Here is a 15,244-nt window from a genome sequence, read left to right on the forward strand (position 1 = left end):
GGGCATTGAGGTGAATTGGAATGACACTGCCGTGCCGCTGCCCGGCACGGACAGGACCCTGCCGGAGCTGTTCGCCGCGCAGGTGGCGCGCACACCGGAACGGATCGCACTGATCCACGAGGACGAGCGTTTGACCTACGCGGAGCTGGACGCGCGCGTGGACCGGTTGACCCGGCTGCTCATCGCCCGGGGCGTTGGCCCGGAGACCGTCGTCGCGATCACTGTGCCCCGCTCGGTCGAGCTGATCACCGCGCTGTTCGCGGTGGTCCGGGCCGGCGCCGCCTACCTCCCGGTCGACCCCGACTACCCGGCCGACCGCATCACCTACCTGTTACGGGACTCCGCGCCCGCGCTCGTCCTCAGCCACACCGCCGCCGAGGCCGTGCTACCGCCCGGCGCCCGCCCCGAGGGTCTGGAGACCGTGGTGCTCGACGCCCCGGAGACCCGCGAGCGTCTGGCGGCCCCGCCCGGCGGACCGGCCGCGCCCGCCCGCCCGTTGACCGGCCAGGACGCGGCGTACGTCATCTACACCTCCGGCTCCACCGGACGCCCCAAGGGTGTGGTCGTCCCCCACGAGGGGATCGTCAACCGGCTGCAGTGGATGCAGGCGGAGTACCGGCTGGACGCCGAGGACCGCGTTCTCCAGAAGACACCCTCCGGATTCGACGTCTCCGTCTGGGAGTTCTTCTGGCCGCTGTCCTTCGGCGCCGCCCTGGTGATGGCCCGGCCCGAGGGACACCGCGACCCGGGATACCTCACCGAGGTGATCCGTCGGGAGCGCGTCACCACCCTCCACTTCGTTCCCTCCATGCTCCAGCTGTTCCTGGAGGAACCGGCCGCCGCGCGGTGTCTGTCCCTGCGCAACGTCATCTGTAGCGGTGAGGCGCTCCCCGCCGACCTCGCCGAGCGCTTCCGCGCCACCTTGGGCACCACCGCCGCGCTGCACAACCTGTACGGCCCCACCGAGGCGTCGGTGGACGTCACCTTCTGGGAGTGCGTCGCCGAACCCGGCGCGCACACCGTGCCCATCGGCCACCCGGTGTGGAACACCAGGGTCCATGTCCTCGGCCCGGACCTGACGGAAGTGGCGCCGGGGGAGACCGGTGAGCTGTACCTCGCGGGCGTCCAGCTGGCCCGCGGCTACCTGGGCCGCCCCGCCCTCACCTCCGAGCGCTTCGTGGCCGACCCCGGTGGCCCGCCCGGCTCCCGGATGTACCGCACCGGCGACCTGGCCAGACGCCGCGGGAACGGCGCGATCGAGTACGTCGGACGCGTGGACCACCAGGTCAAGATCCGCGGTGTGCGCATCGAACTCGGCGAGATCGAGGCCGCGTTCGCCACCCTGCCGGGGATCGCCCAGTCCACCGTGATCATCCGTGAGGACCGCCCCGGCGACCGTCGGCTGGTCGGCTACCTGGTGCCCGAGCCCGGGGAACCCGCCGACCCCGTCGCCGTCCGCGCCCGGCTCGCCGGGCTGCTGCCCGAGTACATGGTGCCCTCCGCCGTCGTGGTCCTCGACGCCTTCCCGCTCACCCCCAACGGCAAGCTGGACCGCGCCGCCCTGCCCGCGCCGTCCGGCGCCCGTGCGCCCGAGGCCGTGGGCCGGGACGCCGCGAACTCCCGTGAAGCGCTGCTGTGCGAGCTGTTCGCCGAGGTACTGGGGCTGGACAAGGTCGGTGCCGACGAGGACTTCTTCGCGCTCGGCGGCCACTCCCTGCTGGCCACCCGGCTGGTCGGGCGGATCCGCGCCGCGACCGGCGCGGTGCTCGGCGCGCGCGGCCTGTTCGAGGCCCCCACCCCCGAGGCACTCGCCCGGCGTCTGGAGGATCCGGAGCGCGCCGACGAGGCCCGTCCGCCGCTGCTCCCGGCCGTGCGGCCCACGCGCGTCCCGCTGTCGTACGGGCAGCGGCGGCTGTGGTTCCTCAGCCGTATGGACGACATCCCGCCCGCCACCTATCACATCCCCCTGGCGCAGCGGCTCACCGGACCGCTGGACACCGACGCCCTGCGGCGGGCTCTGGCCGACGTCAGCGACCGTCACGAGGCGCTGCGCACCGTGTTCCCCACCGCCGACGGGGAGCCCCATCAGAGCGTCCTGCCCGGCCACGCCCCCGGACTGCCGATCACCGACGTCCCCGCGGCGGAGCTGTCCCGCGCGCTGACCGACGAGGCCCGGCGTGGCTTCGACCTCGCCACCGAACCTCCGCTGCGCGCCCGGCTGTTCCGCCTGGCGAAGCGCGAGCACGTCCTGCTGCTGACCCTCCACCACATCGCCGCCGACGGCTGGTCGCACCAACCCCTGTTGGACGACCTCTCCCGCGCCTACCGCGCCAGGACCGCCGGGGCCGCCCCCGACTGGGCGCCGCTGCCCGTGCAGTACGCCGACTACGCCCTGTGGCAGCGGGAACTGCTGGGTGCCGAGGACGACGCGGAGAGCCTCCAGGCACGCGAACTCGCCTACTGGAAGGACGCGTTGGCCGGTCTTCCCGACCAGCTCGGCCTGGCCACCGACCACCCCCGCCCCGCCCGTCTGGGTTACCGCGGCCACAGCCTGCCGGTCCGCTTCGACGCCACCTTGCACCAGGCCCTGCGCACCCTCGCCCAGCGCCACCACTGCACCCTGTTCATGGTCCTCCAGGCGGGCCTGGCCGCCCTGCTGACCCGGCTCGGCGCGGGCGAGGACATCCCGCTCGGCGCCCCGGTGGCCGGGCGGGAGGACGAGGCGGCCGAGGGCCTGGCCGGACTCTTCATCAACACCCTGGTGCTGCGCACCGACACCTCCGGCGACCCGGCCTTCGGTGAACTGCTGGCCCGGGTGCGGGAGCGGGACGTGGCCGCCTACGCCCACCAGAACGTGCCCTTCGAGCGGCTGGTCGAGGTGCTCAACCCCGCCCGCTCGATGGCCCGTCACCCCCTGTTCCAGGTACTGCTGGCCCTCCAGGGCGGCCCGCGCCCCCGGCTGCGGCTGCCCGGTGTGACCGCCCAGGCGGAGCCGGTGGCGCTGCCCGTGGCCAAGTTCGACCTCTCGTTCTACCTCGAGGAGGAACACGACGCCGACGGCCACCCGGCCGGGATCGGCGGCGTCCTGGAGTACAGCACCGAGCTGTTCGAGCGGGCCACCGCCGAGCTGCTGACCGAACGGCTGGCCCGGCTGCTCACCGCCGCGGCGGCCGACCCCGAGCGTCCCCTGACCTCGCTCGCCGTCCTCGGCGACGACGAACGGGACCGGATCCTCCACCGCTGGAACGACACCGCCCACACCCCGCCCGCCCACGGGTTCGTCGAACGCTTCCAGGCCCTCGCGCTCGAGAGTCCCGCCGCGCCCGCGCTCGTCACCACCGGCGACACCCTCGACTACGCCACGCTCAACGCCCGCGCCAACCGGCTCGCCCACCACCTCATCGCCCGCGGTGCCGGCCCCGAGGACTTCGTGGCGATCGCCCTGCCCCGCACCCCCGATCTGCTGGTGGCGCTGCTGGCCGTGCTGAAGTCCGGGGCCGCGTACCTGCCGCTGGACCCCGGCTACCCCGCCGACCGCGTGGCCTACATGCTCGACGACGCCCGCCCCGCGCTGGTGCTGGCCACCACCGACACCACCGCCGCGCTCCCCGGCGAGGAGTCCGTGCCACGGCTCCTGCTCGACCTGCCCGCGACCGCGGACACCCTCGCGGGGTATCCGGACACCGACCCGGACACCGCGCACCTCCCGGCCGCCCGCCCCGCGTACGTCATCTACACCTCCGGCTCCACCGGCCGTCCCAAGGGCGTGGTCGTGCCACGCGGCGCCCTGGAGAACTTTCTGGCCGCCATGGGGGAGCGGTTCGCCCCCGGCCCCGGCGACCGGCTCGCCGCCGTCACCACCATCGCCTTCGACATCGCCGCCCTGGAGATGTACCTGCCGCTGCTCGGCGGCGCCGCCGTCGTCCTCGCCGACGAGGACACCGTCCGCGACCCGGCCGCGCTGGCCGCCCTGCTGGAGAACACCGGCGCCACCCTCATGCAGGCCACCCCCTCGCTGTGGCAGACCCTGGTCAGCCACCGCCCCGGGGCGCTGGCCGGGCTGCGTGCCCTCACCGGCGGGGAGGCCCTGCCGGACGCCCTCGCCGCGCGGCTGCGTCACGACTGCCGGAGCGTCACCAACCTCTACGGACCCACCGAGACCACCATCTGGTCCACGGTGGCCGGGCTCGACGGCGAGGACGGTCCGCCCACCATCGGCCGGCCGATGCGCAACACCCAGGTGTACGTGCTGGACGCGGCGCTGCGGCCGGTGGCTCCCGGGGTGGCCGGTGAGCTGTACCTCGCGGGCGACGGACTGGCCCGCGGCTACCGCGGTCGGCCCACGCTCACCGCCGAGCGGTTCGTGGCCTGCCCCTACGGTCCGCCCGGCGCGCGGATGTACCGGACCGGTGACCTGGCGCGCTGGCGGGACGACGGCCAACTGGAGTTCCTGGGCCGGGTCGACCACCAGGTCAAGGTCCGCGGCTTCCGCATCGAACTCGGCGAGATCGAGGCCGTTCTCGCCGATCTGCCCGAGGTGGCCACGGCCGCCGTCGTGGTACGCGAGGACGTCCCCGGCGACCCGCGGCTGACCGGCTACGCGGTACCCGCGCCCGGCGCGGGCCCGCTCAGCGCGGAGGCGCTGCGCACGGCCGCCGCCCGGCGGCTGCCCGCGTACATGGTGCCCGGGGCGATCGTCGTGCTGGACGCACTGCCGCTCACCCCCAACGGCAAGCTCGACCGCGCCGCCCTGCCCGCCCCGGCCGCCGCGGCCGATGGCCGGACCCGCGGCCGCGCCGCCCGCGGCCCCCGCGAGGCGCTGCTGTGCGAGCTGTTCGCCGACGTCCTCGGACTGCCCGCGGTCGGCGCGGACGACGACTTCTTCGCCCTGGGCGGCCACTCCCTGCTCGCCATCCGGCTGATCACCCGCGCCCGTACCCTCCTCGGACGGGAGCTGAAGGTCCGCCACCTGTTCGAGTCGCCCACCCCCGCCTCCCTCGCCCAGCACCTCGACGGCGAGCGCGGCGAGCGGGAACCCCTGGCCCGGACCGCGGACCGCCCCGCCGCCGTACCGCTCTCCTTCCAGCAGCAGCGCCTGTGGTTCCTCAACCGCTTCGAGGACGACGGGGCGCTCTACAACATCCCGTTGGCGCTCCGGCTCGACGGACCCCTGGACCGCGACGCGCTCACCGCGGCCCTCGCCGACCTGACCGCACACCAGGAGTCGCTGCGCTCGGTGTTCCCGGAGGTCGCGGGGGAGCCGCGGCAGCGGGTCCTGGACGGCGACGAGGCGCGGCCCCGGCTGGAGCACCGGCGGTGCGAACGCGCCGCTGTGGACGACACTGTCCGTGAACTGTCCCGGCGCGGTTTCGACCTGACCCGTGAACTCCCGCTGCGTGCCCACCTCCTGGAGCTCGCCCCGGACGTACACGTCCTGCTGCTGGTGCTCCACCACATCGCCGCCGACGGCCCCTCCACCACCCCGCTGACCCGCGACCTGTCCCACGCCTACGCCGCCCGGACCACCGGCGCCGCCCCCCGCTGGGAGCCGCTGCCGGTCAGCTACGCCGACTACGCGCTGTGGCAGCGCCGCACGCTCGGCACCGAGACCGACCCCGACAGCGGGCTCTCGCGCCAGCTCGCCTTCTGGCGGTCCGCCCTCGACGGTCTGCCCGACCAGCTCAACCTGCCCGCCGACCGGCCCCGGCCCGCCATCGCCGGATACCGCGGCGGTACCGTCCCGGTGGACATCGACCCCGGACTGCACCGGCGGCTCGGCGACATGGCCCGCGCCACGGGCGCCACCGTCTTCATGGCGCTCCAGGCCGCCCTGGCCACCGTGCTCACCCGGCTCGGCGCCGGAGAGGACATCCCGCTCGGCAGCCCCGTGGGCGCCCGCACCGACGCCGCCCTGGACGGTCTGGTCGGCTTCTTCGCCAACACCCTCGTGCTGCGCACCGACACCTCCGGCGATCCCACCTTCGCCGAACTCCTCGCCCGGGTACGGGAATCCGACCTGGCCGCCTTCGGCCACCCCGACCTGCCGTTCGAGCGGCTGGTGGAGGTGCTCAACCCGGCCCGCTCGCTCGCCCGGCACCCCCTGTTCCAGGTGCTGCTGGCCTTCCAGGACAGCCTGCGCCCGGAGCTCGCCCTGCCCGGCATCGACGGCACCGTCGAGATCCCGCACCTGGGCACGGCCCGCTTCGACCTTGCCGTGGATCTCACCGAGCGGCGCGCGGCGGACGGAAGCCCCGACGGCATCAGCGGTGTACTGGAGTACAGCGCCGACCTCTTCGAGGAGACCACGGCGCGCCGTATCGCGGGCTATCTGCTGCGGGTGCTGCGCGCCGTCGCCGAGGACCCCGCGCAGCCCCTCAGCCGGATCCCCCTGCTCCCGGACGAGGAGCGCGAGCGGATCCTGCACACCTGGAACGACACCGCCCGCGAGCTGCCCGTCCGTACCCTGCCCCGGCTGTTCGAGGACCAGGTGCGGCGGACACCCGGCCACGACGCCGTGGTCTTCGCCGACCGGACCGTCAGCTACCGGGAGTTGAACGAGCGGGCCAACCGGCTCGCCCACCGACTCATCGCCCGTGGCGTCGGCCCCGAGGACTTCGTCGCCCTGGTCGTGCCGCGTTCGGTCGAGATGGTCGTGGCCCTCCTCGCCACCGTGAAGGCCGGTGCCGCCTATCTGCCCGTCGACCCCGCCTACCCGGCCGAGCGCATCCGCCACATGGTCCACGACGGCCGGCCGGTGCTGGCCCTGACCACCACCGCGGTGGCGGACACGGTCCCCGGCGAGATCCCCGTACTCGTCCTGGACGACCCGGCGACCGCGGACGCCCTGGCCGGACTGCCGTCCCACGACCCGGCCGACGCCGACCGGCGGGCCCCGCTGACCCCCGCCCACCCGGCGTATGTCATCTACACCTCCGGCTCCACCGGGCTGCCCAAGGGCGTCGTGGTCACCCACACCGGCATCGCCGCCGTCGCCGGGGTGCACATCGAGCGTCTCGGGCTGGACGAGACCAGCCGCTTCCTCCTGCTGGTCTCCCTGTCCTTCGACGTGTCGATGGCCGACATCGTCATGACCCTGGTCTGCGGCGCGGCCCTGGTCGTCCCCGAGCCGGGACAGCCGGTCTTCGGCGACGGTCTGGGCGAACTCATCAGCACCCGCGCCATCACCCACACCGACCTCGTGGCGCCCATGCTCGCCTCGCTGCCCGAGGGCGCCCTGCCCACCCTGCGCGGCTTCGTCGTCGGCGGCGAGGCGCTCTCCGCCGAGCTGGTGGAGCGGTGGGCGCCCGGCCGCCGCGTGATGCAGGTCTACGGCCCCACCGAGGCCACCGTGGTGACGACGATGAGCAGCCCGCTGACCCCGGACGGCACCGCCCCGCCCATCGGCCGGCCGGTGTGGAACGCGCGGGTGTATGTGCTGGACGCCGTGCTGCGGCCGGTGCCGCCGGGGGTGGCCGGTGAGCTGTACCTCGCGGGCGACGGACTGGCCCGCGGCTACTGGAGCCGGGCGGTGCTCACCGCCGAGCGGTTCGTGGCCTGCCCCTACGGTCCGCCGGGCGCGCGGATGTACCGGACCGGTGACCTGGCGCGCTGGCGGGACGACGGCCAACTGGAGTTCCTGGGCCGGGTCGACCACCAGGTCAAGATCCGCGGCTTCCGTATCGAACTCGGCGAGATCGACGCGGCGCTGGCCAAGCACCCGGCCGTCGCCTCCGCGGTGACCGTGGCCCGCACCGCCGACGACGGTACCCGTTACCTGGTCGGCTACGCGGTGCCGGGCGACGGCGCCACCCTCGCCTCCGCCGAGGTCCGCTCCTTCCTGGCCGGGGCGCTCCCCGAGCACATGGTGCCCGCGGCCGTCGTCGTCCTGGACGAACTGCCGCTCACCCCCAGCGGGAAACTCGACCGCAAGGCCCTGCCCGAACCCACCCTGGACGTCCAGGTGTCCGAACGCGGCCCGCGCACCGTCCACGAAGAGCTGCTGTGCGAGCTGTTCGCCGAGGTGCTGGGGCTGCCCCGGGTCGGCATCGACGACAACTTCTTCTCCCTGGGCGGCCACTCCCTGCTCGCCACCCGGCTGATCAGCCGCATCCGGTCGGTGCTCGGCACCGAGCTGGGCATCCGCGGCCTGTTCGAGACCCCCACGGTCGCCGGACTCGCCGGCCGCCTCGCGGACCGGCCCACCGGGGGCGCCCCGCGCGACGACTTCGACGTGGTGCTGCCCCTGCGGGCGCAGGGCCACCTCCCGCCGCTGTTCTGCGTCCACCCCGCCGCGGGCATCAGCTGGGTGTACTCCGGGCTGCTGCGCCATGTGGAGCCCGAGCGGCCGGTGTTCGGGCTCCAGTCCCGCGGCCTGACGGACCCGGACGCCGCGCCCGCCGACGTGGCGGAGATGGCCGAGGACTATGTGGCCCGGATCCGGGAGATCCAGCCGCATGGCCCGTACCACCTGCTGGGCTGGTCCTTCGGCGGTGCCGTGGCCCATGAGATGGCCGTCCTGCTGCGCGCGGCCGGGGAGCGCGTGGCGCTGCTCGCGCTGCTCGACAGCGGCGTCGGCGGCGGGACCGGCGCCACCGCGCCGTCCGGCCCCGAGACCCTGACCCAGCTGCTGGAATCGCTGGGCCACCGAGTCCCCGACGATCCCGCCGACCTCACCCCGGCGGGCGTCCTGCGGCTGCTGCGGGCCGAGTTCAGCCCGCTGGCCGCCCTCGGCGAGGACCGCCTCGCCGCCGTCGTCACCACCTTCACCGACAACGCCCGCCTGGCCGACGGATTCACCCCCGGGATCCACGACGGGGACCTGCTCTGCTTCACCGCGGCCGACAGCGCCCCGGCCCACGGCGAAGAACGCCACACGGCCTGGACACCCCATGCCACCGGCCGCGTCCGGCACCACCCGGTGCCCTGCGCGCACGGCGCCATGGTCCAGCCGGCCGCGCTCGCCGTGATCGGGCCGGTGCTGGCCCGGGCGCTGGCCGACACCTGAGATCCGCCCCGACCCGAGCACCACCACCCGTGATCCAGACGAAGGACGACCATGCAGACCAATCCGTTCGAGGACCCGGAAGCCCGCTTCCTCGCCCTGGTGAACGACGAGGGCCAGTACTCCCTGTGGCCCCACGCCCTGGAGGCCCCCGCGGGGTGGCGCACCGCCTTCGGGCCCGCCGCCCGTCAGGATGCCCTCGACCACATCGAGACCCACTGGACCGATATGCGCCCGCTCAGCCTCATCCACAGCACCGACACCGCACGCTCCTAGGAGTCCCCATGACCAACAGCAAGGAGCGGACGGACACCCGCACCACCCCACCCGCCGGGCCGCTCGCCACGGCTCGGGAGCGGCTGCGCAGGCCGTGGTACGCGCTGTTCGCGGTCTGCTTCGCCCAGGCCGTCGTACTGCTCGACACCACCGCGGTCAACGTCGCGGTGCCCGCCATCACCACCGGCCTGGACACCGGGCTCACCCAGGTGCTGTGGGTGATCAACGCGTATCTGCTGTCCTTCGCCGTGCTGTTGGTCACCGGCGGTCGCCTCGGCGACCTCTTCGGCTCCCGCCGTGTCTTCCTGGCCGGTCTGCTGCTGTTCACCCTGGCGTCGGCCGCCTGCGGATTCGCCCAGGACCCCGGCCAGGCCATCGCCGCGCGGGTGCTCCAGGGCGTCGGCGGCGCACTGCTCACCCCGCAGACCCTGGTGATCATCAATCAGATGTTCCCGGCCGAGCGGCGCGGCGCGGCGCTCGGGGTCTGGGGATCCTTCGCGGGCATCGTGGCGGCCGCCGGACCCACCGTCGGCGGACTGCTGGTGGCCTCGCTGGGCTGGCGCTGGATCTTCTACATCAACATCCCGATCGGCCTGATCGGCGGTGCGCTGGTGCTGCTCGCCGTGCCCCGGATGGCCGGCCGCGGCAGACCGCGGATCGACATCGTGGGATCGGTCCTGCTGTCCCTCGCCATGCTCTGCGTCGTCTACGGGCTCCTGGAGGGCGAGTCGCACAACTGGGGGACGGTGTGGGGACCGGTCACCGTCCCGGCCCTGGTCGTCGCCGGACTGCTGGTGCTCGGCGTGTTCTTCCTCGTCGAACGCGGGCGTCAGGAACACGACCCGCTGGTCCCGTTCGCGGTCCTGCGCAACCGCAACTTCACCCTGATGTCCGCCGTGGTGTGCGTCCTGCCCTGCGGGCTCGGCGGGATGCTGCTGCTGACGGGGCTGTATCTCCAGGACGTCCAGCACCTGTCCGCGTTCCGGGCCGGGCTGCTGATCGCCGTCGCCCCTCTGGTGTCGGTGTTCATCGCCCCGTACTCGGGACGGCTCACCGACCGGTTCGGCGGCAAGTACGTGATGATCACCGGCCTGCTCTCGTTCTCCGGCGGTATCGCGCTCATCGCCGCCCTGATCCGGGCCGACTCCGGGGCCTCCGCCACGCTTCCCGGGCTGGCGCTGGTCGGCGTCGGCATGGGCGTGGCCTTCGCTCCCGCCAGCGTCGTCGCCTTCCAGGACATCGACCCCGCGATGGCAGGGGCGGCGTCCGGGCTGTTCAACACCACCCGGCTGTGCGGCAGTCTGCTCGGCAGCGCGGCCGTCGGAGCGCTGCTCCAGACCCAGCTGGACCGCACCGACATGACCACCGCCATCCGCATCACCTATCTGCTGCCCGTCGCCATCATGCTGGCCGGCGCCGCCGCCACCCTCGCCGTCCGCGAGCGGCCGGCCGCGCGGCCCGCGGAGGCGGCCGCCCCGCTGCCCGGCCCGGAGGCGACATCCGAGGCGGCCGGCGGCTGACCGCCGCCGCGCCCCGCCCACCCGGAACGCCTCAGACCTCAGGGAGAAGCATCCGATGGACTTCAGCCTCTTCTACTTCGCGGCCGGCCAGGAGGCCGGTGCCGACGGCTACCGGCTCCTGCTGGACGGCGCGCGGTTCGCCGACCGGCACGGCTTCAGCGCCGTGTGGACGCCCGAGCGCCACTTCCACGAGTTCGGCGGCCCCTACCCCAATCCGGCGGTGACCGGCGCCGCGGTGGCCGCGGTCACGACACGGATCGGCATCCGGGCGGGCAGCGTCGTCGGCCCCCTGCACCACCCGCTCCGCCTGGCCGAGGAGTGGTCGGTCGTGGACAACCTCTCCGCAGGCCGGGTCGGGCTCTCTTTCGCCTCCGGCTGGCACGCCCGGGACTTCACCCTGTGCCCGGAGAACTACGCCGACCGCCGCCGCATCCTCAACGACACCATCGGCACCGTCGAGCGGCTGTGGCAGGGGGAGTCCATATCCCTGCCCGACGGCGAACGGGAACCGGCCGAGGTGCGCACCTTCCCCCGGCCCGTCCAGCCCCGGCTGCCGGTCTGGGTGACCAGCGCGGGCAGCCCGCAGACCTTCCAGGAGGCCGGGCGCCGCGGCTACGGGCTGCTGACGCATCTGCTCGGCCAGGAACTGCCCGACCTGGAGAAGAAGATCGCCGAGTACCGGGCACACCTGCCCGGGGACGAGGCGCAGCGCAACCCCGCGGCCGGCCAGGTGGCCCTGATGCTGCACACCTTCCTCGGCACGGACAAGGACGCGGTCCGCGAGACCGTCCGTGAGCCGTTCACCGCGTACATCCGCAGCTCCCTCGGCCTGATCATGAAGGCGGCCGGGGACATCCTGCCGGGTGTCGATCCGGACGACCTCGACCCCGACGACGAGGAGTTCCTCGTCCAGCGCTCCTTCGACCGCTACTTCTCCACCGGCGGTCTCTTCGGCACCGTGGAGGACACTCTTCCGCTCCTGGCGCGGCTCGACGCCATCGGTGTGGACGAGGTGGCCTGTCTGATCGACTTCGGCATCGCCCCGGATCAGGTGCTGGCCGGACTGGAGCACCTCGGCGAACTGCGCGCCGCCTGGGACCGGCGGCGGGGTGGCGACGACGTCCGGAGCGCCCGATGAAACTGTGTCTTGTCTCCGGCACCACGGCGGCCGTCTCCGGGTGCCACCGGCTCACCGCGCTCATCCGCGACCGCGCGGAGGACGCCGGGTTCGACACCCGGGAGCTGGACCGCGCCCTGCTCGCGCTGCCCGTACTGGCCCCCGAACGCTATGTCTCCGGTGAGCTCTTCGAGGACCTGGACGTCCGCCGGCTGCTCAAGGAGGTGGCGGAGGCCGACGCGGTCGTGCTGACCACCCCTGTACAGCACGGCAGCCTGTCGGGCGCCCTGAAGAACGCGCTGGACCATCTGCCCTCCACCGCGCTGTGCGGCAAACCGGTGCTGCTCGCCTCCGCCGCCGCCAGCCTCTACAACGGCGCCACCGCCTGCGACCATCTACGCTCGGTCGTCCGCGCCCTGGGCGGCTGGTCCGCGCCCACCCAGATCGTGGCCGAGCGCGCGGAGCTGGCCCGCCCCGAGGCGGCCGACGCGCTGCGCGGCCGGATCGACACGGGGCTGGCCGAACTGCTCCCGCTGATCCGGGCATTCCGCGAGGCCCCCGCGTCGCTGGTGTGAGCGCACGGCGTCAGGCGGCGTCAGCGGAGTCGCGCCACACTCATGAAGGGCGGGTTCCCTGGCCAGGGGGCCCGCCCGGCCCGCCCGGAAACATCAACATGCCTCCGCACACGGCCACTTCTTGTCGTATATTGAGCGAATGAGCTCACATGACCAGGAGCCTCGACCTCCGCTGACACTCGTCGGCAAGATAGACAACGCGCTGGCGATATTGCTCATCATCGGTATGGCCTACGGGTTGTTCTGGCTGGCCTCAAGCGTGGCCTCGTCCTACATAGGGTTTTTCTCTTGACGTGTCCGGGCTGGGTCAGCGGTGGTTGCTTCGATTGGTTGAATGCAGTCGCGACGACTTCACCGTAGGAGCCGGCCCCCCATGCCGCCGTCACGCGATCCCCTGCCGCTCGACGCACTCTTCACGGCTGAGCCGCATGCCTCCTACGCCGCCTTGCGCCGCGTCGGCCCGGTCCACCAGGCCATCGACCCGGACGGCACACCACTGGTCCTGGTCACGAGCTATCAGGCGGTCCGCGACGCCGCCATGGACCCGCGGCTGTCGGTGGACAAGCGACATGCGCGGGCCGTGGCCGGCCACCGTCACTCCATGCCGGCCGAGCTGGACGCGCATCTCCTCAACAGTGACCCGCCGGCCCATACCCGGCTGCGCCGCCTGGTGAGTTCGGCGCTCACCCCCCGCCGAACGGAAAACCTGCGGGCCGCCGTGCAGCGGACCACCGACCGGTTGCTGGACGAGATGGCCGTCAAGGATCACGCCGATGTCATGGCCGACCTCGCCCTGCCGCTGTCCCTATCGGTGATCTGCGATCTGCTGGGCATCCCGGCCCACAGCAGGCTGGACTTCCGGCGCTGGACGGACACCCTGCTGAGCTCGGAGCCCGGCGCCCCGGAGCACTCGCGCAAGGCCATGCGCGAGATGCACCGCTTCCTGGCCGAACTCATCGACAGCAAACGCGGTGCGCTGGCCGACGACCTGCTCTCGGCGCTCATCACCGCGCGCGACGCGGGGGACCGGCTCAGCGAGGACGAGTTGATAGCCATGGCCTTTCTGCTGCTGTTCGGTGGCTACCACAACTCGGCAAGCCTGCTCGCCACCACCGTGCTGGCGCTGCTGACACATCCCCACCACCTGGCGGCCGTCCGCACCGGCGAACTGCCCATCGACGCCGTGGCCGAGGAGGCGCTGCGCTGGAATCCCCCGGCCATGCTCGCCGTGCGCCGTTTCGCCACGGAGGACATCCGGATCGGCGGAACAGCGATACCGGCCGGTGAGCGCGTCTGGCTGTCGTGGGCGTCCGCCAATCGCGACCCCGCTCGTTTCCGCGATCCGGCGACGTTCGACCCCCACCGCGCCGATGTCGGCGCGCATCTCGCCTTCGGACACGGGCCCCACTACTGTCCCGGTGCCGCCCTCGCCCGTATGGAGAACAACATCGCGGTTGCCTCGTTGATCCGGCGATTCCCACGCCTTTCCCTGGTCGGCTCCGGCGACGCGTTGGAGTGGGTGGCATCACTGCGGAGCCGGAGCCTGCGAGAGTTGCCCGTGTCTCTGTGAGCTCCGGCATCACGCCCTCGCCGGGGACAGATTCGGGCAGCCGGATACTCACGCGAGTGGGCGGGAAAACCCGTACGGAGGAAACATCCCCGGGCATACTGTCCGTCGTGACAACGTATGAAGGTATCGGTGCCACCTACAGTTGCACCCGGCGGCCGGATCCTCGGATCGCTGCGAGGATCCAAGCGGCGCTTGGTGATGCCACCTCGGTGATCAACGTAGGAGCCGGCACGGGCTCGTACGAGCCACCACAGACGTCAGTGGCCATCGAGCCCAGTCCAGTCATGATCGCCCAACGCCCGCCCGAAGCCGCGCCGGCTGTGCAGGCATCCGCCGAGTCGCTCCCGCTCCGCACCGACTCGGCCGACGCGGTGATGGCCCTCCTGACCGTGCACCACTGGACAGACCTGGAAGCCGGAATCCGGGAACTTCTCCGGGTCGCCCGGCAGCGCGTTGTCATCTTCACCTGGGACCAGAACGTCTTCCGCAGGTTCTGGCTGTTGGACGAGTACCTGCCGGAGGTGGCGGCATTCGACGAGGGGCGAGCCGTGGCGATCGACCGGCTTGCCGCACTGCTGGGGGGCGCTCGTATCGAGACGGTCTCGATCCCGCACGACTGCACCGACGGATTCGGCGCCGCTTTCTGGCGCCGTCCGCAGGCATACCTGGATCCGCGGGTGCGGGCCGGTATGTCGATGCTCGCCCAGAATAATGAAGAGGTCCTCCGCCCGGGCCTGGACCGATTGGCCGCCGATCTGTCGTCCGGCGCATGGCACGAACGCCACGCCGACTTGCTGGACCGCGAAACACACGAAGCCGGATACCGGCTCCTCGTCGCCGACCTGTAACCGGCCGGCCAGGCTTTCCCCGGTCCCCGAGCGCGGGGACGTGGTCACAGCTTTTCGAAGGGGTCGTGCTCGGCGAGCAGCTTCTCCACCCGCGCCTGGTCGACCCGGCTGACGATCTGCCCGGCCTCCTGCCGGTCGCGGATCACCTTGGCCAGGGTGAAGGCCGAGGTCACCAGGTAGAGCACGGCGATGGCCAGGAAGCCGCGGACCCAGGCGTTGGCGTCCAGCCGGAAGATGCCGATGGCGGTGGCCGCCATGGCGACGGAGAAGGAAGCGACCGCCTGACCGTAGAACGCGGCCGTACTTTGTTGTTTGACCGGTGTCTCACTCATGCGGA

Annotated in this window: 8 protein-coding genes and 1 pseudogene; 8 read left to right on the forward strand and 1 reads right to left on the reverse strand. The window is 72.9% G+C overall.

The annotated features are described in order from the left end of the window. Positions 1-10: 10 nt before the first annotated feature. From JK363_RS21890 to JK363_RS21930, 8 genes and pseudogenes are all read left to right on the forward strand, one after another. Positions 11-9,004 (forward strand): annotated as a pseudogene (locus tag JK363_RS21890) (amino acid adenylation domain-containing protein); the annotation flags it as partial. Between the two features lie 51 nt (positions 9,005-9,055). Continuing rightward, positions 9,056-9,277 carry an MbtH family protein gene (locus JK363_RS21900; RefSeq protein WP_201876685.1) on the forward strand — a complete coding sequence of 74 codons (222 nt, stop codon included), beginning with the start codon at positions 9,056-9,058 and terminating at the stop codon, positions 9,275-9,277. An 8-nt stretch (positions 9,278-9,285) separates the two neighbouring features. After that, positions 9,286-10,797, forward strand: coding sequence for an MFS transporter (locus JK363_RS21905; protein ID WP_201876686.1), 1,512 nt, complete (start codon positions 9,286-9,288; stop codon positions 10,795-10,797). A 55-nt stretch (positions 10,798-10,852) separates the two neighbouring features. Continuing rightward, positions 10,853-11,935: a MupA/Atu3671 family FMN-dependent luciferase-like monooxygenase gene (locus JK363_RS21910; protein ID WP_201876687.1), complete on the forward strand. Its 1,083-nt coding sequence runs from the start codon at positions 10,853-10,855 to the stop codon at positions 11,933-11,935. After that, a complete protein-coding gene (locus JK363_RS21915; protein WP_201876688.1) occupies positions 11,932-12,489 on the forward strand; it encodes an NADPH-dependent FMN reductase in 558 nt (185 codons plus the stop codon). Before JK363_RS21910 ends, JK363_RS21915 begins: the two co-directional genes overlap by 4 nt. Before the next feature lie 139 nt (positions 12,490-12,628). Beyond that, positions 12,629-12,781: a hypothetical protein gene (locus JK363_RS21920; RefSeq protein WP_201876689.1), complete on the forward strand. Its 153-nt coding sequence runs from the start codon at positions 12,629-12,631 to the stop codon at positions 12,779-12,781. Between the two features lie 81 nt (positions 12,782-12,862). Further along, positions 12,863-14,059, forward strand: coding sequence for a cytochrome P450 family protein (locus JK363_RS21925; protein ID WP_201876690.1), 1,197 nt, complete (start codon positions 12,863-12,865; stop codon positions 14,057-14,059). 209 nt (positions 14,060-14,268) lie between these two features. Then, positions 14,269-14,907 (forward strand): class I SAM-dependent methyltransferase, encoded by a 639-nt coding sequence (locus JK363_RS21930; protein WP_307821819.1) that lies wholly within the window; start codon positions 14,269-14,271, stop codon positions 14,905-14,907. 44 nt (positions 14,908-14,951) lie between these two features. On the opposite strand, the gene JK363_RS21935 is transcribed toward JK363_RS21930, so the two are convergent. Further along, on the reverse strand, positions 14,952-15,239 hold the full coding sequence (locus JK363_RS21935) for a YiaA/YiaB family inner membrane protein (protein WP_201876692.1): 288 nt from the start codon (positions 15,237-15,239) through the stop codon (positions 14,952-14,954). Between the last annotated feature and the right edge of the window lie 5 nt (positions 15,240-15,244).

The sequence above is a fragment of the Streptomyces coffeae genome, assembly GCF_016741875.1.
Lineage (GTDB): Bacteria > Actinomycetota > Actinomycetes > Streptomycetales > Streptomycetaceae > Streptomyces > Streptomyces coffeae.

What these genes read in the sequence shown, in the direction of transcription:
- JK363_RS21900 (WP_201876685.1), top strand. Translation starts at nt 9,056, where the DNA reads ATGCAGACCAATCCGTTCGAGGACCCGGAAGCCCGCTTCCTCGCCCTG.
- JK363_RS21905 (WP_201876686.1), top strand. Translation starts at nt 9,286, where the DNA reads ATGACCAACAGCAAGGAGCGGACGGACACCCGCACCACCCCACCCGCC.
- JK363_RS21910 (WP_201876687.1), top strand. Translation starts at nt 10,853, where the DNA reads ATGGACTTCAGCCTCTTCTACTTCGCGGCCGGCCAGGAGGCCGGTGCC.
- JK363_RS21915 (WP_201876688.1), top strand. Translation starts at nt 11,932, where the DNA reads ATGAAACTGTGTCTTGTCTCCGGCACCACGGCGGCCGTCTCCGGGTGC.
- JK363_RS21920 (WP_201876689.1), top strand. Translation starts at nt 12,629, where the DNA reads ATGAGCTCACATGACCAGGAGCCTCGACCTCCGCTGACACTCGTCGGC.
- JK363_RS21925 (WP_201876690.1), top strand. Translation starts at nt 12,863, where the DNA reads ATGCCGCCGTCACGCGATCCCCTGCCGCTCGACGCACTCTTCACGGCT.
- JK363_RS21935 (WP_201876692.1), bottom strand. Translation starts at nt 15,239, where the DNA reads ATGAGTGAGACACCGGTCAAACAACAAAGTACGGCCGCGTTCTACGGT.